This window comes from Rhizobium sp. BK049 (assembly GCF_014193135.1).
Classification (GTDB): domain Bacteria; phylum Pseudomonadota; class Alphaproteobacteria; order Rhizobiales; family Rhizobiaceae; genus Rhizobium.
Genome location: NZ_JACHYV010000003.1, coordinates 161,662 through 184,844, shown reverse-complemented (window position 1 = coordinate 184,844; position 23,183 = coordinate 161,662). Strand labels below are relative to the sequence as shown.

The following is a 23,183-nucleotide window of genomic DNA, read 5'->3' as shown; positions in this document are numbered from 1 at the left end:
CGCCCACACAAACATATGTTTTTGCTGTCGAGCGGGTGCCCGGCAGCAAACAGCGGCACCCTCATACGACTTCCGATATGGGTATTAAGCGATCTTCGATATTGCCTTTTGGCCCAGATTCAGTATGACGAACGCCATGCTGCGACGCAGCATGACGTTCTACTCTAATGATTTGAGGGAAATATGCGCATCACGATGATTGGATCAGGCTATGTCGGCCTCGTTTCAGGCGTTTGCTTTGCGGATTTCGGCCACGACGTCATCTGCGTCGACAAGGATCTGAGTAAGATCGAGGCCCTTCGCGAGGGCCGTATTCCGATCTACGAGCCGGGTCTCGATCAGCTGGTTGCTGAAAATACCAGCACCGGCCGCCTCTCGTTTTCGACGGATGTCGGCGAAAGCGTTCGTGGCGCCGACGTCGTGTTCATCGCCGTCGGCACACCGTCCCGTCGCGGCGACGGCCATGCCGATCTCTCCTACGTCTATGCCGCTGCGCGCGAGATTGCCACCTATGTTGAGGGCTTCACCGTCATCGTCACCAAGTCGACGGTGCCGGTTGGCACCGGCGATGAGGTTGAGCGCATCGTGCGGGAAACCAATCCTTCGGCTGACGTCGCCGTCGTCTCCAATCCCGAATTCCTGCGCGAAGGCGCGGCGATCGAGGATTTCAAGCGTCCGGATCGGATCGTCGTTGGGCTGAACGACGACCGGGCACGCGAGACCATGACTGAAGTCTATCGTCCGCTCTACCTCAACCAGGCTCCCCTGGTCTTCACGAGCCGCCGCACCTCCGAGCTCATCAAATATGCGGCCAACGCCTTCCTGGCCATGAAGATCACCTTCATCAACGAGATCGCCGATCTCTGCGAAAGGGTCGACGCAAACGTCCAGGACGTTTCACGCGGCATCGGCCTCGATGGCCGTATCGGCTCCAAGTTCCTGCATGCCGGTCCGGGGTACGGCGGTTCATGCTTCCCCAAGGATACGCTTGCCCTTGCCAAGACGGCGCAGGATTATGACGCACCGGTCCGTCTGATCGAAACGACGATCTCGATCAACGACAACCGCAAGCGGGCGATGGGCCGCAAGGTCATTTCGGCCGTCGGCGGGGACATTCGCGGCAAGAAAGTCGCCGTCCTCGGACTGACCTTCAAGCCGAACACCGACGACATGCGCGACAGCCCGGCCATTGCCATCATCCAGACCCTGCAGGACGCCGGCGCCCAGGTCGTCGGCTATGATCCCGAGGGTATGGACAATGCCCGCAAGGTCATCGAGAACATCGAATATGCGAACGGCCCTTACGAAGCCGCTGCCGACGCCGATGCCCTCGTCATCGTCACCGAATGGAACCAGTTCCGCGCACTCGATTTCAATCGCCTGAAGCAGTCGATGCGCGCTCCGGTCCTGGTCGATCTGCGCAACATCTACCGCAGTGACGAGATCCGCAAACACGGCTTTACCTATACCGGTATCGGCACCAACCTTTACCAGGACGCCTGACAGGACCTGGCAACTATGTAAACCTTCTGGCGCCGCGGGCACAAGCCCGCGGCGTTTGTTTTTGAAGCGTGCGCCACGCTCTCTTCGCCCAGCGTATCGGCTTAAAGATCGGAATTGATTTTCGAAAAGGACGACACGGGGATTCGGAGGGCAGCGGGTCCTTTGAGCGTCCGAAGCTCTAAAGCAGCCCTACCCGCGTCCCCTTGATGGTCAGTACGGTCAGCCGGCCCGTCGCCGAAACCGCGGTGTCGATGCCGATGCGTTGCGGACCGAATGTCGGGGCTCGCCCCGGAGTATGTCCGTGGATCACGAGGACAGGAAGCTGCGGTCCCTCGTCCAGGAAGGGCTGCCGGATCCACATGAGGTCGCTGTCTTTTTGTTTCTCAAGATCGATGCCGGGTCTGACGCCTGCATGCACAAACACCACCCTGCCCATTCGCACCATGATTGGCAACGATTCGATGAACTGGATATGCCGCTCGGGTATCATATTGCGAATGACGCGGGCGATCGTTTCGTTTCCGGCCGCCGACTGCAGGAGATGCTCGATATCGATGCCGTATGAGTGCAGCGTCTCCGTCCCGGCGAAACCCAGCCATTCGAGAATACCCGCCGGTTTGCGATAGAGCTTCACCAACTCAGCATCGTGATTGCCGCAAAGGACCAAGCGCTGAAATCCTGGCGGCGGGTTCTTGCTCAGGAACTCCAGAACCGCGCTTGAATCCGGTCCACGATCGACATAATCGCCGAGCATGACGATGAGTTTCGGCCCCTGAATGCGTGCTGCGTCCTCCTCGATACGGCGATGTACGTCGAGGAGTTCGTTGTAACATCCGTGAACATCGCTCATGGCGTAGACCGCAGCGAAGTCGCCTTCGGCAAAGGTCAGCCGAGCGCGCTGCTTACGATTGCCGGCCAGCATCGGTATCTGTTGTCGCCACCGTCCTAGATAATTAGACATGTAACCCATTTATGAGACCCGACCGCGTGGCGGGTTGATCGATTTCCCATCTATCGCTGCCATGGCACGAATCGCAGTGTTCATAAGAAGTTGGCCTGATCGCGGCGTCGACAATGTAGCCGCGACCTCTTGCCATATTCGGAACGACATGATCCTTCGCGGTTTGCTGAACCGCGCGCGCCAGGCTCGCCTGCGCGGTCGCTACAGAACGCTGCGCTCCCACATCAAGCAACGGGGACGGTCCATCCTTGTAGCTCGCGATTGAAAGCGCAAGGGTCTCCTGCGTATCTTCCCCTGGGTGCGAAGCGCCGCAGCTCACCGGCGATAGCAAAACGGCTGCCGCGGAAATCGGCGTTCTGTACTTATCCATAGTTGGGAAGACATCGGGATTAATAACAGGTTGTATTTTATTACATGATGCTTAACCATTGGTTAAACTTATGCCTACCGGTTCGATTCTTTCACGTTCAGCTGTGTCATCCAATATTTCCACGCCTGGAAGAACTCGAAACGATTGACTTTCCACAGGTGAGGACTTCGAAAAAGCTGCACATATCAACTATAGCGAGAGGCTACCGGAAAAAATGAACGTTAAAGCAGATCACGCTTGACGACCCTTCGACGCCGCATAAATATGGTGCGCTGCGAGCGTGAATGACAATTCTTGATCAGGAATCTCAGATCCAAAACTGCGGGGTGCAAAGTGGAAACTGCGGTTGATTCGAAACTTATCGAGGCGATCAGCTACGACGAAGACAGCCGGCATCTACGGGTCTATCTGACCAACGGTCAGAGACGAGAATATGAAGGAGTCCCCAAAGGCGTCGTCGTCGGTTTGACGATGGCAGAATCACCGGGGAATTTTTACATGAAGGCGATAAGAGGCAAATATCCTCATCGCCCCTAGATAATTTGTCGATTAACGATCTTCGTTTCAGCAACGTTGCGGGGCCGGCATTCGCCGGCCCCGCTCAATATCTTGGCCACTGTGCCGGCACAGATCAATAGCCGCCGAGGAAGTCGCCAACCGCATTGATCTCCGATGGTGCGATCTCGTGCCCACCGGCATGCCAGACCGTCCTGACCTCCGCGCCCCGGCCCTCCAGGTGCGCAGACAGCGCCTGGGTCACCGCAATCGGAGCGATCGGATCCCGCTGCCCGGCTGTCACCAGCACCTTTCTTCCCGCGAGCGTCGAGCGAGCCTCGGGCTGAAACGGAATGAGCGGATGCATCAGAACCGCCGCGTCGAAGATGCCCTTTTCGATGAGCACATTGGCAAGAATATTTGCGCCGTTCGAAAAACCGAGGCCGAGAATGTGAGAAGCCCGGTATTCGTCGGCAAATGCCTTGACGTAGGCCGCCATCTTCTCCGTCGCGCGTGAGAGGTCGGCCATGTCGTAGACCCCTTCCCCGGTGCGGCGGAAAAACCGCGCCGCGCCATATTCGGAAACATCGCCGCGCGGCGAAAGAACCGTTGCTTCGGGCAGCAGCCGTCGGCCGAAATCGAAGAACTGGTTTTCATCGCCGCCGGTGCCGTGCAGCACGAGCAGAATAGGTTTGTCGGGTGCACCGGCATGCAGCCGGTGCACATATCCTGTTTCGGTCATCTTGCCCTCCTTACACTTCGAGCGGCTGCAGATGCTGCTCGAGCAAGCCGCGAAGATGAGCGTGCTGCTGCGGCAGCTTCAGCGCTTCGCCGAGATGGGCCGTGTCCTCGTCACGGTCGAAGCCGGGCTCATTGGTCGCGACCTCGAACAAAACGCCCCCCGGCGTGCGGAAGTAGATCGCCCAGAAATAATCCCGGTCGATGACAGGCGTGACCTGATAGCCGGTATCCATCAGCGCCTTGCGCACTTCGAGCTGCTTTTCGCGATTCTCGACGGCAAAGGCGACATGGTGGACGGAGCCGGCGCCGGGAAGCGCGCGGGCAATGTTCGGCATCGTCTCAAGGTCGATGAGGTGCGCGCCGTTGCCGTCAGGCTTGATCAGCCGCTTGATGCCATCCCGCTCCTCATCCACTTGATAACCCATGAATTTCAAGAGTTCGGCTGTCGCGCCCTCGTCTCTCAGCCGCAAGGCAACGGAGTGGAAGCCGCGAATGGCGTGATCCGCGCTGATGCCGCCATGCGTCCACGGCTGGCGGTCATCGTCCTTGACCTCGACGAGCGCGAAGCCGTCGCCATCCGGGCCGGAGAAGTTGAGGCGCTTTTCGCCGAAGCTTTCCTCAGCCTTCAGGCCGCCGAGACCAAGCGTAGCGAAGCGGTCACTCCAGAAGCCCAGCGAACCTTGCGGGACGGAAAATACCGTCGTGCCGACCTCACCGGTGCCGGGGCGGCCCTGCGCCATCTTCGGGAACGGGAAATAGGTCATGATCGTGCCGGGCGCACCGGTCTCATCACCATAGTAGAGGTGGTAGACATCAGGCGCATCGAAATTGACCGTCTTCTTGACGCGACGCAGGCCGAGCGCATGGGTGAAAAACTGGTTGTTGGTGCGGGCGTCCTCCGCCATCGACGTGACGTGGTGCAGACCCTTGATCTGATCGAGCATGTGAGACCCCTTTCTTGCCCGCCTTTCGCGGGCTTTTCATGGATCATAAATGCGCCTCACCCGGCCTCCGGAATAGACCCTGAGACCAAAACGCATTGTCTACTATTAGTGAACAAAGACCGGGCCGCGTTCACTTCAGGCACCATGAGGATCTGCCGGCAATTGCCAGTCGATCGGGGCCCGCCCGCGGGACTGGAGGAAGGTATTCGCCTTGGAAAAGTGTTTGCAGCCGAAGAAGCCGTTGTGGGCGGAAAGCGGCGAGGGATGCGGCGCCTTGAGCACCAGATGCCGCGCCGTATCGACAAAGGCGGCCTTGCGCTGGGCATAGGAGCCCCAGAGCATGAAGACGACGGATTCGCATTCGTCATTGACTTTGCCGATAACGGCATCGGTGAAGCGCTCCCACCCTTTGCCTTGATGGGCGGCCGCTTGCCCTTCCTCGACCGTCAGCACGCTGTTCAGCAAAAGCACGCCCTGCCTTGCCCAATGTTCGAGAAAGCCGTGACGCGCCGGCGATATCCCGAGATCGGTCTCCATCTCCTTGTAGATGTTGACGAGCGAGGGCGGTATGCGCACGCCCGGCCGGACGCTGAAGCACAGGCCATGGGCCTGCCCCAGCCCGTGATAGGGATCCTGTCCAAGGATGACGGCCTTGACATTGGCAATCGGCGTCAGATCAAGAGCGCGGAAATATTCGCTGCCCTTCGGGAAGATCCGCTTGCCCACTCGTTTCTGCGCGACGAGGAAGGATTTGAGTTGTTGCATATAGGGGCTTGAAAACTCCCCCGCCAGCGCGGCCTTCCAGCTCTCATCGAGACTGACGGATGTATCGCTCATCAAGAACCCCTCAGCATAGGACGAAACAATGGACACACGGTTCTAACAAAATCGATCTACGCTGCAATGCCTGTCGGCAATGGGCCTACGTCTTTAGGATCGGCGAGAGAAGACTGCGAGAGGCTGTCCGAGGCATCGTCGTTCGTGTTTAACTATATGATGGCTTCGGTATTTACGCCGGCAGGCGGCCTGAGTAGAACCTTGATTGTAAACTGGAGACACCTCTTCAAATGAAATTCGGCACGAGCGGCCTTCGCGGACTTTCAGTGGATCTCAAGGGTCGCGCCTCGGCTCTCTACGCGATGGCGTTCGGCAAATATCTGCTGAAAAGCGGCAAGGCACAGACCGGCGACGTCATTTTGATCGGCCGCGACTTTCGCGATTCGAGCCCCGAAATCTCGGGCAATTGCGCTGGCGCGCTTGCCGCGCTCGGCTTCCGCATTTTCGACTGCGGCAATGTCCCGACGCCAGCCCTTGCTCTTTATGGTCTTGAAAGCAAGGCCGCATGCCTGATGATAACCGGCTCTCATATTCCGGCGGACCGCAACGGCATCAAGTTCTACCGTCCGGACGGCGAGATTGACAAATCGGACGAGGCTGCGATTACCGCCTTGGCGGCCGAAATCGAGAAAAGCGGCGAAGCGGTGATCCAGGCGCCAGCGGCGATGGAAGATCGTGAGGCGATCTGTCGACAGCTCTTTTTCGAACGCAATACGGCCCTGCTTCCGCAAGGCGCGTTGTCCGGCCTGAAGATCGGCGTCTACCAGCACAGCACCGTCGCCCGTGATCTCCTGGTCGACGTTCTTGCCCATTATGGCGCTGAGGTCACCGTTCTCGGGCGTTCGGATAGCTTCATTCCGGTCGATACAGAAGCCGTTTCCGAGGAGACCATCACGCTGATGAAGCGCTGGGTCTCCGATCACAGCTTCGATACAATCGTCTCGACCGATGGCGACGGCGACCGCCCGCTGGTCGCCGACGAAACCGGCACGCCACTGCGCGGCGACCTCCTCGGCCTTATAGCAGCCAATTTCTTGGGAGCTCGCATCGTGGTGACGCCCGTCACCTCCAATTCCGGCATCGAGGTCGCGGGCTCCTTCGCCGTCAAGCGCACCCGTGTCGGCTCTCCCTTCGTCATAACAGGCATGGAAGAGGCCGTGGCGGCCGGCGACGATCGGGTCATGGGCTTTGAGGCCAATGGCGGTTTGCTGACCGCCAGCCCTTTCGATGTCAACGGGCAGAACGTCCGCGCCCTGCCGACGCGCGATTGTTTTATTCCCATGCTCGCAGTCCTGTCGCTTGCGGCCGCTCGCAGGCAGCCGCTCTCTGCCATTGCGACCTCCTATAAGCTGCCCTTCGCCGCTGCCGATCGTCTGGAGAATTTCCCGGTGGAGACGAGCGCCGCGCTGATGCAACACTTGCGCGCCTCGGATCAAAATCTCCGTTCTTTCCTGCAGCCGATCGGCGCTGTCGCGACCAAATCCGATATTGACGGGCTTCGGATGACACTGACGGACGGCCGGATCATCCATTTCCGCCCATCCGGCAATGCGCCGGAAATGCGCTGCTACGTGGAAGCCGGCAGCGAGCCTGCAGCTCTCGACCTGCTGCACGCCGGTCTCAACAGAATAAGAGGCTGGGCAGCCGCCCGCTGACATGCAACCAGTAAGGTCGTCTATTTCAAGGAACCCGCCTATGACGCAGAAAATCGTTCCCGTGATCATGGCCGGCGGCAAAGGCACGCGGCTCTGGCCGCTTTCCCGTGCGACCGCGCCGAAACAATTCATCCAATTCGTGGGTAATAAGACGCTGTTTCAGGAAACGCTCGAACGCGTTTCCGATCCCGAGCTCTACGAAGCTCCGATCGTCGTCACCAATGAGGAGTTCCGCTTCCTGGTCGCCGAGCAGGCCCGCGCACTTGCCATTCCGCTCGCCGCCGTGCTGCTCGAGCCCGTTGCCCGCAACACCGCCGCAGCGGTCGCCGCTGCCGCGACGCTCGCCGCCGAGCTCTTCGGCAAGGACACGATCATCCAGATGCTCGCCTCGGATCATGAAATCCTCGCCGACAAGAGCTATTTCGACTGTATCCGCATCGCTCGCGAGGCGGCGGCCGACGGCAGGCTCGTCACCTTCGGCATCAACCCGACCGAGCCGGCGACGGGCTATGGCTATATCGAGATCGGCGATGCGCTTGTTAATGGCGCCCACAAGGTGAGCCGCTTCGTCGAGAAGCCGGCATTGGATGAAGCCCAGCGGATGCTCGCCGACGGCGGCTTCTACTGGAACTCGGGCATCTTCATGTTCCCGGTGACGGAACTTCTTGCCGAGCTGCAGGAATATGCGCCCGAGGTGCTGAAGGCTTCAAGCAAGGCTGTTTCCAAGGCAAGCCGCGATCTCGACTTCACCCGCCTCGATGCCGACCATTTCGCCAAGAGCCCGGATATATCGATCGATTATGCGGTCATGGAAAAGACGTCGAAGGCCGCGGTCGTCCCCTCACCATTCCGGTGGTCGGACATGGGAAGCTGGGATGCCGTTTGGAAATCGGGCAAACGCGACGATAACGGCAATGTCGCCGCCGCAAACACGACCGTCGTCAATACCCACAACTCGCTGGTCATGACCCATGGCGTGCACCTTGCCGTCCAAGGCATGGAGGATGTCGCCGTCATCGCCAGCGAAGACGCCGTCTATGTCGGACCGCTCAAGGACAGCCAGAACGTCGGGCAATTGGTCAAGATGCTGGCCTCCTCCTCGGCGACGGCGAAATTTGCCGAAACGCATCCGACATCCTACCGACCGTGGGGCGGCTACACCTCTATCTTCAACGGCGACCGCTTTCAGGTGAAGCGCATCTTCGTCACGCCGGGCAAGAAGCTTTCGCTGCAAAAACACCACCATCGCTCCGAGCACTGGGTCGTCGTCAAGGGGACGGCCGAGGTGACGATCGGCGACAATGTGCAGATGCTGCGTGAGAACGAAAGCGTCTATATCCCGCTCGGGGAAGTCCATCGTCTCGCCAATCCCGGCAAGATCGTTCTCGAGCTCATCGAAGTTCAGACGGGCTCCTATCTCGGCGAGGACGATATCATCCGCATCGTCGACGAATTCGGAAGAACGTAAGCCAAGCGTCGGAACGGCCGGCGGGCCAAGTCAGCCCGCCGGCGCTTGCGGCATGCCCACCATCCCTGTTGAATTCTCTGCCGGGATTCTCGTAGAATGAATGAGCCGACAGACCTGACAGGAGATGTCCTCTGATGCGTACCCTGCCCGCCCTCGCCGGATTTCTTTCAATCCTGCTGCCGGCAATGACCTTTGCCCAAACGGCGAACATGCGCGCCGCAAGCGAGGCGGAAATCCGACAGCATCTGCCCGGCACGTCGGAGCTGAAAGAAAGCAGCAACGGCTATGAATATCGCGAGGGCAGCAAGAATGGCTACAAGATCAACAATGGCCAGGTCTGTGTCCGGTTTCCCGATAAGTCGACCGACTGCGTCAACGTGAAGACTGACGGCAAGAATTTTCAGATGATCGACCGCAAGGGCGGCCGAACCAGATTCTAATTTCAGCCCGGCTTATCTTGCCTGTTATCGTGCCGGCGCCGTCTCGCCGCTCTTATCGACAACGAATTCGGCGATCAGCCCTGAATGGTTGGAGCCGAGATTGTCGTCGAGGCGCTTCAACGACGTCAGATGAAGCGGCGCGCGCGCGAATATGTGATCGATGGCAATACCGAACCGACCGGCGGAGATCGGCCATGTCGCCGGTTCGGGCGCCATAGTCTTCAGCTTCTGCTTGCGCAGGAGAGCCTGAATGCTGGGAGCGATCGACGACGAATTGAAATCGCCGGACAGCACCAGCGGACCTGAGATCGCATCAAGCGCTTTGCTGAGATCGTCCAGCTCTTCTATCTGGTAATCGTCGAAATAGGGTTTGGTGAGATGGGCCGAGACGAGATTGACGGTATGCCCGCCAAAATCGACGCTCGCTGCGACCAGCCTGTCTTTCCGCAAACTGCCGATGCTCGCGACCTGGCGGGTCACGAACGGGCGTTTCGACAGCACCAGCGTATCGCAGCTGTCTTTGCCGTTGTCGCAACCGATATGATACGGATAGACCTTGAACAATCGCTGCAGATGGAACGTCAGCGGCTTGGCTTCGAGCAGATTGACGACATCGGCATTCGAAGCGATCACCATATCCGCGATGGCGGTCGAATTTTTCCAGTTATCGATCGCAACGTTGAACGACATCAGACGGAAAAGCGGCGCCGTTCCCGTTCCCCAGTCGTCCCCGGCGAATTCACGGAGCATGATAACGCCGTGCGCCGTGAGGAGCAGCGAGACAAGCAGAAGGGCAAAGCCGTAAGCATGTCTTCTGACAACCAGGATGACGAGGCTGGCGGCGGCGAATGTGAGGCCGAGATGGATCTGAAAACTGTAGATGAAGGAGAGCAGCCAGAAATTCGTGAGATAGCGCAGCGACACGACCGCAATGGCGAGGGTCAGAAACGCAGAGAGAATCCAATAAACTATGTTTCTCATCAATCCCTGGTCTCGCCTGAACAGGATGTCGCCCGAAACCGCTCAACCATTTCGGCATCATGCTCAAGACGACCGCCGCCCATAACATGCAAGCCGTTATGGTGCAATGCAGCATAACGTCCGGAAACGACGACAGCAGCGCCGCGTCAGGTGCTATCTTTCAATGGCCTATCGACTCGGCCTCTTTTTATCCTGTAAGTGGGTGCCATTTTACGGAATCGGCTTTTGCCGTCGGCAGGGAGCCGAGAAAAGGTGGGAATGCGCTACTTCATTACAGGTACTGCCGGCTTTATCGGTTTTCATCTGGCTAGGCGCCTGTTGCAGGAAGGGCATGAGGTGACAGGCTTCGACGGCCTCACTCCTTATTACAACGTCAAGCTCAAAGAGATGCGCCACGCCGCACTCTCTCAGTTTCCTGCCTTCCGGCCTGTCATATCAATGCTTGAGGACCGGCCGGCGCTGGAAGCGGCAGTCTCCGCGGCCGCGCCTGACATCCTGATCCATCTCGCCGCGCAAGCCGGAGTTCGCTACAGCCTGGAAAATCCCGAAGCCTATATACATTCGAATGTCGAAGGCTCCTGGAACATCATGGAAATCGCCCGGCGGGTTGAAGTCCGCCATCTGATGCTGGCCTCGACGTCATCGATCTATGGCGCCAACGCGACTGTCCCCTTCCGCGAAACCGACCGTGCCGACGAACCGCTGACCATCTATGCCGCGACGAAGAAATCGATGGAGCTGATGGCACACAGCTATGCCCATCTCCACAAGATTCCGACGACGGCCTTCCGTTTCTTCACCGTCTATGGCCCATGGGGCCGGCCCGATATGGCGCTGTTCAAATTCGCCAAGAACATGCTCGAAGACCAGCCGATCGAGATCTACGGCGAAGGCAATATGAGCCGTGACTTCACTTATATAGACGATCTCATCGAAGCGATCGTCCGGCTCTCGGCCATTGCTCCGCGCGAAGAGAATCGTTTGGCCGACGCGAGCATCGAAACGCTCTCGCGACAGGCGCCTTTCCGCGTCGTAAATATCGGCGGCGGCCAGCCGGTCAGTCTGATGGATTTTGTCGAAACGGTGGAAAAGGCGCTCGGCCGTCCTGCCATCCGCAAGATGCTGGCCATGCAGAAGGGCGACGTGCCGCGCACCTTCGCCGCCCCTGATCTGCTCGTCGCGCTGACGGGCTACAAGCCGGGCACAACGCTAGATGTCGGCGTCAAAGCCTTCGTCGAATGGTATCTCGACGTTCGTCGCGAACTGGACGCTTAATCCGACATCCTCGCGACTTAGCGCAGAAACGCGAGCGCTTCCACGGTGCCGATAGTCTTTGCAAACACATAGTCGATGGCAAAACTTAGGCTCTTCGAATAGGCCTTGAGCCGATAGCCCTCGCCTTCGATAGCAGCCGGGCTGCGTAGAACGAAGGGAACGCTCGGCCGCACGAAACCCACACGTGTCGTCAGCGGAATCTCGGGCGAACGGCCGATGGCAGACGTATACATCAGGTCTTGGGCAAGACCGGCGGGCCCGACGGCGAGGGCCGGCCCGGCAGCCGCAATGATGCTCGAGGTCAAGACGATGGTGGCAAGAGTTTTCTGCATGTCTAAAGTCCCCGTTTTCGGATCGCAGGGCTTTCGTCTCGCCCTGATCCAAGCGGTCGATGCGTCTGTCCACGCTTCGGCCGCCTTCATGAGAACACTCTACACCTCAGTATTTGCAGGGCTTTTAAGCGCATCGGTCAAATTTTAGGAAATTTGACTTTCTATACGGAAGGACATCGACATGCCTGACGAAACCAGCCACACCGCGGCTGGAAGCGATGCCCGGACGCGAATCGCGGCTTAGAGGATGCGATCCAGCTTCTTGTAGATATGCAGGTTCGGCATCAGGCCCGCGCTCTGCGCGGCATGATAGGATTCTCGCGCCGCATCGAACGAGATCGACCACATGATGGCGCTGAGCAGGAGCGCGATAATATAGATTTGGATACGCATCGCATTGGCGATAGGGAAGGAGCAAGGCAGTTTTGTGTCAAAAAATGAGCGCATAACGAGAAAAACAACGGCTCTTCGTTCCGCCGCGGTCGGCGCCGGACACATCAGTGGCGTCAATGGTGCTTCCCACGTTAAAGCAATTCCAAAAAAGTGCGAAGCGGTTTCCATCCGGCACAAATCCAAAAGGTTAGAGCGGTTCTGGGCTTCCGTGACGCTGAACCGCTTTAGCCGCCATCCCGACCTCTGAGAGGACACAACGTGTCCTTTTCCGCGTCCAAAGCGGTTCGCCATCTAGAATATATCATTCGATTGACTTACTGCAACTTCGGTGTTATGAATCCGTCATGACCCAGAACAGTGACACTCCAAATCCCCCGGCCTCCGCCCGCGCCGAGATCGCGCGCCAGAAGATGCTGACCGCTGCTCTCGATGTCTTCGGGCGCTACGGCTTCGACGGCGCCTCGACGCGCCAGCTGACCGAAGCCGCCGGCGTCAACCTGCAGGCGATCCCCTATTATTTCGGAAGCAAGGAAGGCCTCTACATCGCAACCGCCGAACATCTGATGATGCAGATCGACGCGCATGTCAGCGGCATGAGGGCGCGCATCGGAGCACATCTGATGGCGCTCGACGCGGCCGGCGAGCCGCTCGGCGAAGCCGACGCCCGCCTTTTCCTGACTGAAGTTCTCCAGACCATGGTGACGCTTTTCGTCGCCAAGGAATCCGAACCCTGGGCCCGTTTCCTGATCCGCGAGCAGATGGAGCCGACTGAGGCTTTCAAGCGGGTCTATCAGGCCATCATGCGACCAATGATCGAAATGGGCCGGCGCCTGGTCGGCGCCATTCTTGGCGAGGATCCGGCGTCCGAACATGTGCGCCTGCGCACCTTCAATCTCGTCGGCAGCATTCTCATCTTCCGCTTTGCCCATGCCTCCGTGCTCGCCCAGATGGAATGGGACACATTCGGGCCGGAGCAGGTGGAGATCTTGCGGGGCCTTGCCGCCGAACTGGCCGACGTCATCGGGCCACCGAAAGGAGGTACGGCATGAAACGCATCCTTCCCCTCCTCATCCTTCTTCTCGTTTCGGCGGGCGCCGCCGCCTGGTGGTACGGCCTGCCCGAAAAATTCGGCTGGCTGTCCGAGGCCCGGCGTGAATTCGTCCTTTACGGCAATGTCGATATCCGTCAGGTCTCGCTCGGCTTTCGCGTCAGCGGCCGTATTTCCGAACTCGGGGTCGACGAGGGTGATGTCGTCAAGTGCGGAACGGTTTTGGCGAAGCTCGACGCCGCACCCTACGAATTCGCAGTCCGCTCCGGCGAGGCCAATGCCGCGGCCCTTCGCGCGACGCTCGACAAGCTGAAGGCTGGCCCGCGGCCGACCGAGATAGCTCAGGCGCGAGCTGCCTACGACGAAAGCCTGGCGGATCTGCAGAATGCCAACCTCGCTTACGACCGCGCCCGCCAGCTTCGCCCGCAGGGCACGATTTCCGAAGCGAACCTCGACCAGGCGACCGCCGCAAAGGCTATGGCCGCCGCCCGCTCGCAATCCGCCAGCGAGGCGCTGAAGCTGCTGCAGGAAGGCTCGCGCGTCGAGGACATCGCCGCCGCCGACGCCCAGCTGAAGGCCGCCGAGGCCACACTCGCCTCAGCCCGAACCTCGCTCGCAGACACCGAACTGCGCGCTCCGAACGACGGCGTCATCCTCTCGCGGGTGCGGGAGAACGGCGCGATCGTATCGCCGGCCGATACCGTCTTCGTGCTCTCCCTGACTGAGCCGGTCTGGGTGCGCAGCTATGTCGCCGAACCCGATCTCGGCCGCGTCCACCCCGGCATGAAAGTATCCGTCACCTCCGATACCCAGCCGGATAGACCCTATGAGGGCACCATCGGCTTCATCTCGCCGGTCGCCGAATTCACGCCGAAGTCGGTGGAGACGCCTGAACTGAGGAGCGATCTCGTCTATCGCCTGAGGATCGTCATCGACAGGCCCGGCCCCGACCTGCGGCAGGGCATGCCGGTCACCGTGCGGCTGTCCGCGCCGCCGACAGGCGGACAATGACTGCCCCAGAACCCGGTCGGGACGCCAGGCCGCTCGTTCGGATCGACGGCGTCACCAAACGCTTCGGCGATGCACCTGCAGCCCTTAACGCCGTCTCCGGCGTCATCGGCGGCGGCGCGATCACCGGCCTCGTTGGTCCCGACGGCGCCGGCAAGACGACGCTGATCCGGCTGATGACCGGCCTGATGCTGCCCGACACCGGAACGATGGAAGTGCTGGGCTTCGACACCAGAAAGGACGCCGCCGGCATTCAGACGGCGATCGGCTACATGCCGCAGCGCTTCGGTCTTTATGAGGATCTCTCGGTGCAGGAAAACCTCGACCTCTATGCCGATTTGCGCGGCCTGCCGAAAAGCGAACGCACCGGCGCCTTCGACGAGCTGCTGACCTTCACCGACCTTAAACGCTTCACCGGCAGGCTCGCCGGAAAGCTCTCCGGCGGCATGAAACAGAAGCTCGGCCTTGCCTGCGCGCTTCTGAAAAAGCCGCGCCTGCTGCTGCTCGACGAACCGGGCGTCGGCGTCGACCCGATCTCGCGCCGCGACCTCTGGAAGATGGTCGAGAACCTGACTAGGGAAGGCATAGGTGTGGTCTGGTCGACCGCCTATCTCGACGAGGCCGAAGCCTGCGACCACGTGCTGCTCTTGAACCAGGGAAAACTGCTCTTCTCGGGAAAACCGGATGAAATGACCGAGCGCGTCAGCGACCGCGTCTTCCGGGTCTCCGATGTCACCGGCCGCCGTCGGCAGGTTCTCGCCGAACTCCTGGAGGCCGATGGCGTCATCGACGGGGTGATTCAGGGCGAGGCGATCCGCCTCGTCGCGGCCAGCGGCAAGACCCCCGATATCGGCAAGGCCGGCGACGGCGCATCGCTTTCCCCCGCCCAACCGAGTTTCGAGGACGCCTTCGTCGATATGCTCGGCGGCGGCCCCGGCGGCCGCTCCCGGCTTGCCGAAGCGCAAGAGCCGCTGACAGCCGAGGGTGACCGGCCGGTGATCGAGGCCAGGGGCCTGACCAAGCGCTTCGGCGATTTCACCGCCGCCGACGACATCAGCTTCGATATCCGCCGCGGCGAGATCTTCGGCCTGCTCGGTCCGAACGGCGCCGGCAAGTCCACCACCTTCAAGATGCTCTGCGGCCTGTTGAAGCCGACCGGCGGCGAAGGCCGCGTCGCCGGTTTCGATCTCCGTCGCGATGCCGCCGAAGCTCGCAACCAGCTCGGCTATATGGCGCAGAAATTCTCTCTCTACGGCGATCTTACAGTCATGCAGAACCTGGAATTCTTCGCAGGCGTCTATGGCCTTCGCGGCCAGCGCAGGCGCGAGCGCATAGAGCTGATGGCCGACATTTTCGATTTCGGCCGCCATGCCCGCGAAGCCGCCAAGGATCTGCCGCTCGGGCTCAAGCAGCGCCTGGCACTTGCCTGCGCCGTCATGCACGAACCGCGCGCCCTCTTCCTCGATGAACCGACCTCCGGCGTCGATCCGATCACTCGCCGCGAGTTTTGGACGCATATCAATGGCCTGGTCGAAAAGGGGGTCACCGTGCTCGTCACCACCCATTTCATGGACGAGGCGGAATATTGCGACCGCATTTCGCTGATCTACCGCGGCCGTTCGATCGCACTCGGTTCTCCCGATGAGCTGAAGGCACGTGTCGCGACAAAGGATGCGCCGGACCCGACGATGGAGGACGCCTTCATCGCGCTGGTGCAGCAATCGGAAGCGGAGGATGCAGCATGAGCATTTCCTCCGGCCGGCTCCGGCGTCTTGCAGCTCTGGTGCGCAAGGAAAGCTTCCAGGCGATCCGCGACCCGAGCAGCATCCTCATCGCCTTCGTACTGCCGCTGATCCTGCTCTTCCTCTTCGGCTACGGCGTCTCGCTCGATACAACGCGTACCCGCATAGCCCTCGTGACCGAGGAGATGACGCCGCTGACGCAGGACCTCGCGGCCAGCTTCCGGGCCTCGCGCTATTTCGACGTGGCGATCGGCCGTGACCGCCGCCTGTTCGAAGAAGATCTCGTGATCGGAAAGGTGCGCGGCATCGTCGTCATCCCGGCCGATTTCACCACCCGTTATACCGCCGGCAACCGCCCGCAGGTCCAAGTGATTGTCGACGGCTCCGATCCGAACACGGCGAACTTCGTCCAGAACTATGCGCAGGGCGCCGTTGCCAACTGGGAACAGCAGAGGCAGGCGGACGTCGCCTCCCACAGTCCCGCCATCACAGTCGAGCAGCGCTTCTGGTTCAATCCGGAGCTGACCAGCCGCAATTTCCTCGTGCCGGGCTCGATCGCCATCGTCATGACGCTGGTCGGCACGCTCCTGACCTCACTCGTCGTCGCCCGCGAATGGGAGCGCGGGACGATGGAAGCAATGATGGCGACCCCGGTGACGGCCGTCGAGCTGCTTGCCGGCAAGATCCTGCCTTATTTTCTGCTCGGCTTGACGTCGATGACGCTCTGCGTTCTGCTTGCGGTCTTTCTCTTCGGCGTGCCGTTCCGCGGCTCGGTCGCTGGCCTTTATGCCCTGTCGGCCGCCTTCCTGATCCCGGCGCTGGGGCAAGGCCTGTTGATCTCGACGGCAACCAAGAACCAGTTTCTTGCCTCGCAGCTGGCGCTGATCTCCGCCTTCCTGCCGGCCTTCCTGCTCTCGGGCTTCCTGTTCGAGATCAATTCTATGCCGAGGATCATCCAGTGGATCACCTTCATCGTGCCGGCCCGCTACCTGATCCCCAGCCTGCAGACGGTGTTTCTCGCTGGCGACATCTGGCCGATGTTCGGACAGGCAATCTCGGTCATGCTGCTGATCGGCGGCATCATGTTCGTCCTGGCCGCACGCAGCACCAGAAAGAGGATCGGCTGAGATGGGATGGACAAGGCTCTACGCCCTCATCGTCAAGGAATTGCTCGCCGTGCTGCGCGACCCCAAGGGACGCGCCATCCTGATCGGCCCGCCGGTCGTCCAGCTCCTCGTCTTCTCCTATGCGGCGACGCTCGAAGTGCGCAACGTCGACGTCATGATCCTCAACCGCGACAGCGGCCATTGGGGCCAGGAGCTGATCGAGCGTATCGATGGCTCGCCGACCTTCCGCAATATCGCGATTGCCGCCGAACAGGCTGAGGTCCAGGTGGCGATAGACAATCAGACGGTCATCGCCGCGATCGAAATCGGTCCGGATTTCTCCCGCAATATCGAAGCAGGAACGCCGACCGACCTGCAGGTGGTGCTCGACGGCCGCCGCTCCAACGCCTCGCAGATCGTCGCGGGCTACCTCTCGCAGATCGGTGCGGCGCTTGCTGCCGAGACGCCGGCCGGCAAACGCGCCGGGGCCAGCATCGTCTCATCCGTGCCGCGCAACTGGTTTAACCCGAACCTCACCTATCAATGGTTCATGGTGCCGAACCTGATCGCCAGCATCGCGCTCCTGATCGGTCTGATCGTCACGGCACTGTCGATCGCCCGCGAGCGCGAGCTCGGCACCTTCGATCAGCTGATGGTCTCGCCGTTGCGCCTGCACGAGATCCTGATCGGCAAGCTGATCCCGCCGATGATGATCGGCCTCTTCCACATCACCGTCTATATCCTCGCCGCCGTCTTCCTCTTCGAGGTGCCGCTGCGCGGCTCGCTCTTCCTGCTTTACGGCAGCGCGATCTTCTATCTCGGTTCTGTCGCCGGCCTCGGTCTTTTCATCTCGGCGCTGTCGATGACGCAGCAGCAGGCGATCCTCGGCGCCTTTCTGTTCATGGTCCCGGCCATGCTGCTCTCGGGCTTCGCGACCCCGATCGAAAACATGCCGGGCTGGCTGCAGCCGATAACCTACGTCAATCCGCTGCGCTATTTCCTGGTGATCGTCAAAGGCGTTTTCCTCAAGGATATCCCTTTGAGCGAGGTGGTGAACCAGACCCTCCCACTGGCGCTGATCGCTACAGTGACGCTCAGCGCCGCTGCCTGGCTCTTCCGCCGGCGCCTGGAATAATCCCAGTCCCACACATGCAGCGGCCGCCTCACAGAATGTAAACCGGCCTTCCAAAGCGTGACTCTTTGCTGGGGGAACCTCGATTTGGCGACGTCGTTAGTCGAGTGCAACCCCAGCAAAGGAGAAGCAAAATGTACAAGATCATACTTGTCTCCGGCGCCCTTGCGCTGTCGTCGCTTGCCACCAATGCTCTGGCTGACGGAGCAGTCACCGGTGCAGCTGGTGGCGCCATCACCGGCGCGATCGTCGGTGGTCCTGTGGGTGCCGCCGTAGGCGGCATCGCCGGCGGTGTCGCCGGTGCCGCTATTGACCCGCCGCCGCGCGAGGTCGTCACCTATGTCGAGCAGCAGCCGGCCCCGACCTCCCGCGTGGTCGTTGAACAGCCGATCGTCGTCGGCAAGCCGCTTCCGGCGGATGTCGTCGTCACTCCGGTGCCCGACAACCCTAAATACGCCTATACGGTCGTCAACGATCGTCGTGTGATCGTTGAACCCCGCACCCATAGAGTCGTGCAGGTCATCGAATAATCAAGCGATCGAGACCGCCTGCTGCGGCTCGACTACCTCCGGCCCCGCTTCGGCGGGGTCTTTTTTCTACGTTTGCACCAACAATCAATCGGCGCGATAGCACGGCAAACCGCCGTCTGAACGGCGCTTCCATATCCCAAGCGGAGATCAGACTTTCAGCTCGCGCCGCTCGCGCTCCGTCACCATGGCGAGATCGAGAACCTTCTGCAGGTTGGCGGCGTGGCGGAAGTTCGGGTCGGGCTGGATGCCGCTTGCCACCGCCTCGGCGAAGCGCTGGTAGTTGGTTGGCACCGGCGGCGCTTCGATCTCCTTCCAGCTGGCGGTCTCGGCATCCTCTCCGAGGCAGCCGCGCAACTCGGACCCAGCCGGGCGATTGATGACTTCAAGGCTGCCTTTTTCGCCATAGATGCGCAGCTTAAGCTCATTCAGATGGCCCGTCGCCCAGCGGCTGGCATGGATGACGCCGAGCGCGCCGTTGGCGAAATCGACGGCCATGGTAAAGCTGTCATTCGCGTCGAGCATATACTCGCCGATCTGGCCGCCCGGCGCCTTGTTGAAGGTTTTCAGCCGGGCAAAGACGTGGTCGATGTCGGTCGCAGCGCCGTAAGCAGCGAAATCGAGGATGTGGATGCCGACGTCGCCGAGCACCCCGTTCGAGCCGTGGCCGGTGGAAAGCCGCCACAGCCAGGTCGATTCGGTGCGCCAGTCGCCCCAGGCGCGCGAGACGAGCCAGCTCTGGAGATAGGAGGCCTCCACATGCTTGATCGTGCCGAGTTCGCCTGATAGCACCATCTCGCGGGCACGCTGCAGCGGCGCAACGTTGCGATAGGTGAGGTTCACCATGTTGATGACACCGGCCTTTTCGGCCGCTTCCGTCATCTCCAGCGCCTTAGGATAGTTTTCCGCCAGCGGCTTCTCGCAGAGCACATGTTTGCCGGCCCCAATCAGCGCCATGGTGGTCGGGTGATGGATGCGATCGGGCGTGATGTTCGTCGCCGCATCGAACTCGCCCCAGGCGATCGCCTCATCCAACGAATGAAACCGCTTTTCGATATTGAACTTGTCGGCAAAGGCGGAAAGCCGGTCGGGATCGGTGTCGACGGCGCCAACCACCGTCACCCCGTCGATTTTGCTGAAGTGGGTGAGCTGGCTTTTCGCCATTACGCCCGTGCCAAGAACGAGTAGTCGCATGGATGCTCCTCAGCGGTAACCGGCTTCGCCGGCCTGGTGCAGTTTCGGGCCGCGTTCGACGATCGGCTCCAATGCCTTTTCCACCGGCACATTTGGAGCGTCGGCAATGCCAGTCAACGCGCCTTCGGGGTTGTAGGCCCACTTGACGCCGTTGATCAGCACCTTCTGGACGGTGGCGTCGTGATAGGTCGGATAGGTCTCATGGCCGGGGCGGAAATAGAAGATGTTGCCGGCGCCGCGGCGCCAGGTCAGGCCCGAGCGGAACACTTCCCCGCCCTGGAACCAGGAGATGAACACGGTTTCGAGCGGCTCCGGCACCGAGAACTGCTCGCCATACATTTCCTCGTTCTCAAGCTCGAAATGCTCGCCGATGCCGGCGGCGATCGGATGGCGCGGGTTGATCGTCCACAACCGCTCGCGCTCACCCGCCTCGCGCCATTTCAGCGCGCAGGGTGTTCCCATCAGCCGCTTGAAGATCTTCGAGAAATGGCCGGAATGCAGCACGAGAAGGCCCATGCCTTCCCAGACGCGTTTGGCGACGCGCTCGACGACGACGTCTGACACCGCGCCGTGATCCTTGTGGCCCCACCAGGTCAAGACATCGGTTCCGGCAAGCCGGGCTTCGCTTAAGCCGTGCTCCGGCTCCTGCAGCGTCGCCGTCGTCGCCGAGATGCCGGGGTCGGTATTCAGCGCATTGGCGATGGTCGTATGCATGCCTTCCGGATAGATGCCCCGGACGATCGCATTGGTATTCTCGTGAATGTTTTCACCCCAGACGACGGTGCGTATGGCCATGCTGTGCTCCTCTGGAAGCTGGAAGGATCGTTTAGGCGGGAAAGGCAGAATTCAAAGCGCTTTGGAAAAAGGCGCTGGGTGCGCCTCGATCTCCATAACGTCCGAGCAACACATAGCGCTTTGTCAGAAGTTTGACAAAGGGGAAAATTTCTCTCCTGAGACTGCGGAGGACCTTCTGATATGTAGCAATGAAATCAATGAGAAACGGATTTCGAGAACAGATTGACGACGATGACGCCCGATATGATCAGCCCGAGGCCGACAATGGCCGGCAGGTCGAGGCGCTGCTTGAAGAATATCAGACCGACCGACGAAATCAGCACGATTCCCAAAGCGCTCCAAATCGCATAGGCGATGCCGACGGGAATGCTCTTCAGCGTCAAGGACAGGCAATAGAAGGCCGCCGCATAACAGGCGACGACAAGCGCCGTCGGCCCGATGCGGGTAAACTGCTGCGACAATTGCAGCGCCGTAGTGCCGATGACTTCGAGCACAATGGCTGCAAAGAGCAGCCCGTAGATGGCGGCCTGGCTCATGACGAATTCCTTTTTCGGATTACTTTCCCGTGAGCTCGACAAGACGGCTGATGAGATTCCGCCTCAGGGCACTGCTGATGTCATGACTCTCCAACGTGTCGGCAAACCACAGCCCATCGGCGGCGAACCGCACGATCTGAGTATCGAGCGAGGAGTCGGTGCCGACATATTCCTCAGCCCGCGCCTGCACCCATTGGCGCCAGCGAAGGCGCAGCCTGGGTTCGGCGAGAAGCGCGATCGTCACCTGCGTCCAGCTCCTGGAATCGTCGGGACGATCCTTGAGACCGGACACCGCCCTGAGATAGGCCCGGGTGAAGCGTCCCTGCGGCACGGGATCGCCACGCATCAGTTCCTCGATATCCGCATCGAACCTTTCGAGCAGGCTCTCGAACAGCGCGTCGAGCAGCGCATTCTTCGTCGGGAAGTGATGCAGCAATCCGCCCTTGCTGACGCTGGAGGCGGCGGAGACCGCATCGAGTGTCACGGCCGCCATGCCTTCGCTTGCGGTAAGGCGCGCTGCGACCTCCAGCAATTCCTGGCGCACGAGAGCCGGCTGTTTCTTGCGATGATGAGCGTTTGACATAAGTGAGAAAGATACCGTCCAGACGGTTTTGTCAAGGATAATCGCTGCAAACCCCTGCCCCAGGCATTATGCGCGAAATGCCGCGGCACCTTGATGACAGTTGCGGTCGTTTTCCATCAGGTGCATGAAGGATCGGGGAATGGAATGATATCGGGGATGGTTTCGTGGCGGAGAAGGTCACCACTCTATACGAAGCGATCGGCGGCAATGCCGCCGTACGGGCGCTGACGCACCGCTTCTATGCGCTGATGGATACGCTGCCGGAGGCAAAAAACGTGCGTGCCTTACACCCGCCGAGTCTCGAAGGCAGCGAAGAGAAATTCTACGAATATATGACGGGCTATCTCGGCGGCCCGCCGCTCTATACAGACAAGCGCGGCCATCCGCGCCTGCGCAGCCGCCATTTCGTTGCCGAAATCGGGCCTATCGAACGGGACGAATGGCTGCTCTGCTTCCGCCGCGCGCTCGACGAGACGATCGCAAGTCAGGCGCTGCGCGATGTCATCTGGGCGCCGGTCGAGCGCCTTGCCCATCATATGCAGAACAAGGAATAGTCATGAGCCTCAACGCGCGCATCGAGCCGGTGCTCTATCTCTTCGCCGGTTTGTTCGGCGTGGCCGGCGTGGCGCTCGCCGCGCTTGCCGCCCATGGCGGCGGTGAGGCCAATCTTGCGGCATCCGCCTCCGCCATGTGCCTTGCACACGCCCCTGCCCTGCTCGCCTTAGCCCTCGGCACCGCCAAGCTCAAAACCGCCTGGCTGGCCGGTTTTCTGATGATCGTGGGAACCCTGCTCTTTGCCGGCGATCTTGTTACGCTCCGCTTCTCCGGCTCCGGCCTCTTCCCCTACGCCGCGCCGACCGGCGGCTGGGCGATGATGCTCGGCTGGCTGGCTGTGGCGGCAGGTGCTGTCTTTCGCGTGCGATTTTAGGGCTTGGAAAACTCGGCCGCTTGTCTAGAGGGTACGTTGCATCAGAGTATCCATCCGCAAATTGAGCGGCTGATGGGAGTCCGCTGCCCTCTCTTCCCTGTGCTCGTCACAGGGATCCAGCGCGCCCAAGTCCTTGGGCGCGGGAGACTCTCTTCAGGCCCTAGGGGTCATTCACGGGACCAGACGCGC

Annotated in this window: 25 protein-coding genes and 1 pseudogene; 14 read left to right on the top strand and 12 right to left on the bottom strand. The window is 60.6% G+C overall.

Annotation, left to right across the window (positions count from 1 at the left end; translation table 11 throughout):
* The first annotated feature begins 183 nt into the window (after positions 1-183).
* Positions 184-1,503 (top strand): UDP-glucose/GDP-mannose dehydrogenase family protein, encoded by a 1,320-nt coding sequence (locus FHT70_RS04485; RefSeq protein WP_183699199.1) that lies wholly within the window; start codon positions 184-186, stop codon positions 1,501-1,503.
* Between the two features lie 178 nt (positions 1,504-1,681).
* On the opposite strand, the gene FHT70_RS04480 is transcribed toward FHT70_RS04485, so the two are convergent.
* Together FHT70_RS04480 and FHT70_RS30200 are read right to left on the bottom strand one after the other, a co-directional pair.
* Positions 1,682-2,473: a metallophosphoesterase gene (locus FHT70_RS04480; protein WP_183699197.1), complete on the bottom strand. Its 792-nt coding sequence runs from the start codon at positions 2,471-2,473 to the stop codon at positions 1,682-1,684.
* A pseudogene (locus tag FHT70_RS30200) lies at positions 2,457-2,756 on the bottom strand (hypothetical protein); the annotation flags it as partial. The pseudogene FHT70_RS30200 and the gene FHT70_RS04480, both read right to left, overlap by 17 nt.
* 372 nt (positions 2,757-3,128) lie before the next feature.
* Between FHT70_RS30200 and FHT70_RS04475 the strand changes: the two are divergent.
* Positions 3,129-3,371, top strand: coding sequence for a KTSC domain-containing protein (locus FHT70_RS04475; RefSeq protein ID WP_064804427.1), 243 nt, complete (start codon positions 3,129-3,131; stop codon positions 3,369-3,371).
* A gap of 94 nt (positions 3,372-3,465) precedes the next feature.
* Here the strand turns inward: FHT70_RS04475 and FHT70_RS04470 are convergent, their stop codons facing one another.
* The 3 genes from FHT70_RS04470 to ung form a co-directional block, all read right to left on the bottom strand.
* On the bottom strand, positions 3,466-4,071 hold the full coding sequence (locus tag FHT70_RS04470; protein ID WP_183699195.1) for an alpha/beta hydrolase: 606 nt from the start codon (positions 4,069-4,071) through the stop codon (positions 3,466-3,468).
* Between the two features lie 10 nt (positions 4,072-4,081).
* Positions 4,082-5,014 (bottom strand): VOC family protein, encoded by a 933-nt coding sequence (locus tag FHT70_RS04465; protein WP_183699193.1) that lies wholly within the window; start codon positions 5,012-5,014, stop codon positions 4,082-4,084.
* A 135-nt stretch (positions 5,015-5,149) separates the two neighbouring features.
* On the bottom strand, positions 5,150-5,851 hold the full coding sequence (gene ung, locus FHT70_RS04460; RefSeq protein ID WP_097597117.1) for a uracil-DNA glycosylase: 702 nt from the start codon (positions 5,849-5,851) through the stop codon (positions 5,150-5,152).
* A gap of 230 nt (positions 5,852-6,081) precedes the next feature.
* Here ung and FHT70_RS04455 point away from each other — a divergent pair, with 230 nt between their 5' ends.
* The 3 genes from FHT70_RS04455 to FHT70_RS04445 all read left to right on the top strand — a co-directional run bounded on the left by FHT70_RS04455 (position 6,082) and on the right by FHT70_RS04445 (position 9,414).
* Positions 6,082-7,506 (top strand): phosphomannomutase, encoded by a 1,425-nt coding sequence (locus FHT70_RS04455; RefSeq protein ID WP_097597118.1) that lies wholly within the window; start codon positions 6,082-6,084, stop codon positions 7,504-7,506.
* A gap of 40 nt (positions 7,507-7,546) precedes the next feature.
* Positions 7,547-8,974, top strand: coding sequence for a mannose-1-phosphate guanylyltransferase/mannose-6-phosphate isomerase (locus FHT70_RS04450; RefSeq protein ID WP_183699191.1), 1,428 nt, complete (start codon positions 7,547-7,549; stop codon positions 8,972-8,974).
* A gap of 134 nt (positions 8,975-9,108) precedes the next feature.
* Positions 9,109-9,414, top strand: coding sequence for a hypothetical protein (locus FHT70_RS04445; protein WP_097597120.1), 306 nt, complete (start codon positions 9,109-9,111; stop codon positions 9,412-9,414).
* A 24-nt stretch (positions 9,415-9,438) separates the two neighbouring features.
* Here the strand turns inward: FHT70_RS04445 and FHT70_RS04440 are convergent, their stop codons facing one another.
* Positions 9,439-10,395 carry an endonuclease/exonuclease/phosphatase family protein gene (locus tag FHT70_RS04440; protein WP_183699189.1) on the bottom strand — a complete coding sequence of 319 codons (957 nt, stop codon included), beginning with the start codon at positions 10,393-10,395 and terminating at the stop codon, positions 9,439-9,441.
* A gap of 258 nt (positions 10,396-10,653) precedes the next feature.
* Here FHT70_RS04440 and FHT70_RS04435 point away from each other — a divergent pair, with 258 nt between their 5' ends.
* Complete coding sequence (locus FHT70_RS04435) at positions 10,654-11,670, top strand: NAD-dependent epimerase/dehydratase family protein (protein WP_183699187.1); 1,017 nt, start codon at positions 10,654-10,656, stop codon at positions 11,668-11,670.
* 17 nt (positions 11,671-11,687) lie between these two features.
* Here FHT70_RS04435 and FHT70_RS04430 read toward each other — a convergent pair whose 3' ends face one another.
* A complete protein-coding gene (locus FHT70_RS04430; protein WP_183699185.1) occupies positions 11,688-12,002 on the bottom strand; it encodes a hypothetical protein in 315 nt (104 codons plus the stop codon).
* Between the two features lie 240 nt (positions 12,003-12,242).
* Positions 12,243-12,563, bottom strand: coding sequence for a hypothetical protein (locus FHT70_RS04425; protein ID WP_183699410.1), 321 nt, complete (start codon positions 12,561-12,563; stop codon positions 12,243-12,245).
* A 176-nt stretch (positions 12,564-12,739) separates the two neighbouring features.
* Here FHT70_RS04425 and FHT70_RS04420 point away from each other — a divergent pair, with 176 nt between their 5' ends.
* The 6 genes from FHT70_RS04420 (at position 12,740) to FHT70_RS04395 (ending at position 18,961) form a co-directional block, all read left to right on the top strand.
* Positions 12,740-13,444, top strand: coding sequence for a CerR family C-terminal domain-containing protein (locus tag FHT70_RS04420; RefSeq protein ID WP_183699183.1), 705 nt, complete (start codon positions 12,740-12,742; stop codon positions 13,442-13,444).
* The gene (gene hlyD, locus FHT70_RS04415; protein WP_183699181.1) at positions 13,441-14,454 is read left to right on the top strand and encodes a secretion protein HlyD; all 1,014 of its coding nucleotides are present in this window, start codon (positions 13,441-13,443) and stop codon (positions 14,452-14,454) included. The genes FHT70_RS04420 and hlyD overlap by 4 nt, the downstream gene beginning before the upstream one ends.
* A complete protein-coding gene (locus FHT70_RS04410; RefSeq protein WP_183699180.1) occupies positions 14,451-16,196 on the top strand; it encodes an ATP-binding cassette domain-containing protein in 1,746 nt (581 codons plus the stop codon). Before hlyD ends, FHT70_RS04410 begins: the two co-directional genes overlap by 4 nt.
* Complete coding sequence (locus tag FHT70_RS04405; protein WP_183699178.1) at positions 16,193-17,320, top strand: ABC transporter permease; 1,128 nt, start codon at positions 16,193-16,195, stop codon at positions 17,318-17,320. The genes FHT70_RS04410 and FHT70_RS04405 overlap by 4 nt, the downstream gene beginning before the upstream one ends.
* A gap of 1 nt (position 17,321) precedes the next feature.
* Complete coding sequence (locus tag FHT70_RS04400) at positions 17,322-18,434, top strand: ABC transporter permease (RefSeq protein ID WP_183699176.1); 1,113 nt, start codon at positions 17,322-17,324, stop codon at positions 18,432-18,434.
* 131 nt (positions 18,435-18,565) lie between these two features.
* The gene (locus FHT70_RS04395; protein ID WP_064705948.1) at positions 18,566-18,961 is read left to right on the top strand and encodes a DUF1236 domain-containing protein; all 396 of its coding nucleotides are present in this window, start codon (positions 18,566-18,568) and stop codon (positions 18,959-18,961) included.
* Positions 18,962-19,108: 147 nt separating this feature from the next.
* Here the strand turns inward: FHT70_RS04395 and FHT70_RS04390 are convergent, their stop codons facing one another.
* From FHT70_RS04390 to FHT70_RS04375, 4 genes are all read right to left on the bottom strand, one after another.
* Complete coding sequence (locus tag FHT70_RS04390; RefSeq protein ID WP_183699174.1) at positions 19,109-20,152, bottom strand: Gfo/Idh/MocA family oxidoreductase; 1,044 nt, start codon at positions 20,150-20,152, stop codon at positions 19,109-19,111.
* A gap of 9 nt (positions 20,153-20,161) precedes the next feature.
* Positions 20,162-20,947 carry a ThuA domain-containing protein gene (locus FHT70_RS04385; protein WP_183699172.1) on the bottom strand — a complete coding sequence of 262 codons (786 nt, stop codon included), beginning with the start codon at positions 20,945-20,947 and terminating at the stop codon, positions 20,162-20,164.
* 194 nt (positions 20,948-21,141) lie between these two features.
* Positions 21,142-21,483: an SMR family transporter gene (locus FHT70_RS04380; RefSeq protein ID WP_064804454.1), complete on the bottom strand. Its 342-nt coding sequence runs from the start codon at positions 21,481-21,483 to the stop codon at positions 21,142-21,144.
* A 19-nt stretch (positions 21,484-21,502) separates the two neighbouring features.
* Positions 21,503-22,066: a TetR/AcrR family transcriptional regulator gene (locus FHT70_RS04375; protein WP_183699170.1), complete on the bottom strand. Its 564-nt coding sequence runs from the start codon at positions 22,064-22,066 to the stop codon at positions 21,503-21,505.
* Between the two features lie 164 nt (positions 22,067-22,230).
* Here FHT70_RS04375 and FHT70_RS04370 point away from each other — a divergent pair, with 164 nt between their 5' ends.
* Both FHT70_RS04370 and FHT70_RS04365 read left to right on the top strand, forming a co-directional pair.
* Positions 22,231-22,620, top strand: coding sequence for a group II truncated hemoglobin (locus tag FHT70_RS04370; protein WP_183699168.1), 390 nt, complete (start codon positions 22,231-22,233; stop codon positions 22,618-22,620).
* A gap of 2 nt (positions 22,621-22,622) precedes the next feature.
* Positions 22,623-22,994 (top strand): DUF423 domain-containing protein, encoded by a 372-nt coding sequence (locus tag FHT70_RS04365; protein WP_085779147.1) that lies wholly within the window; start codon positions 22,623-22,625, stop codon positions 22,992-22,994.
* Positions 22,995-23,183 lie beyond the last annotated feature (189 nt).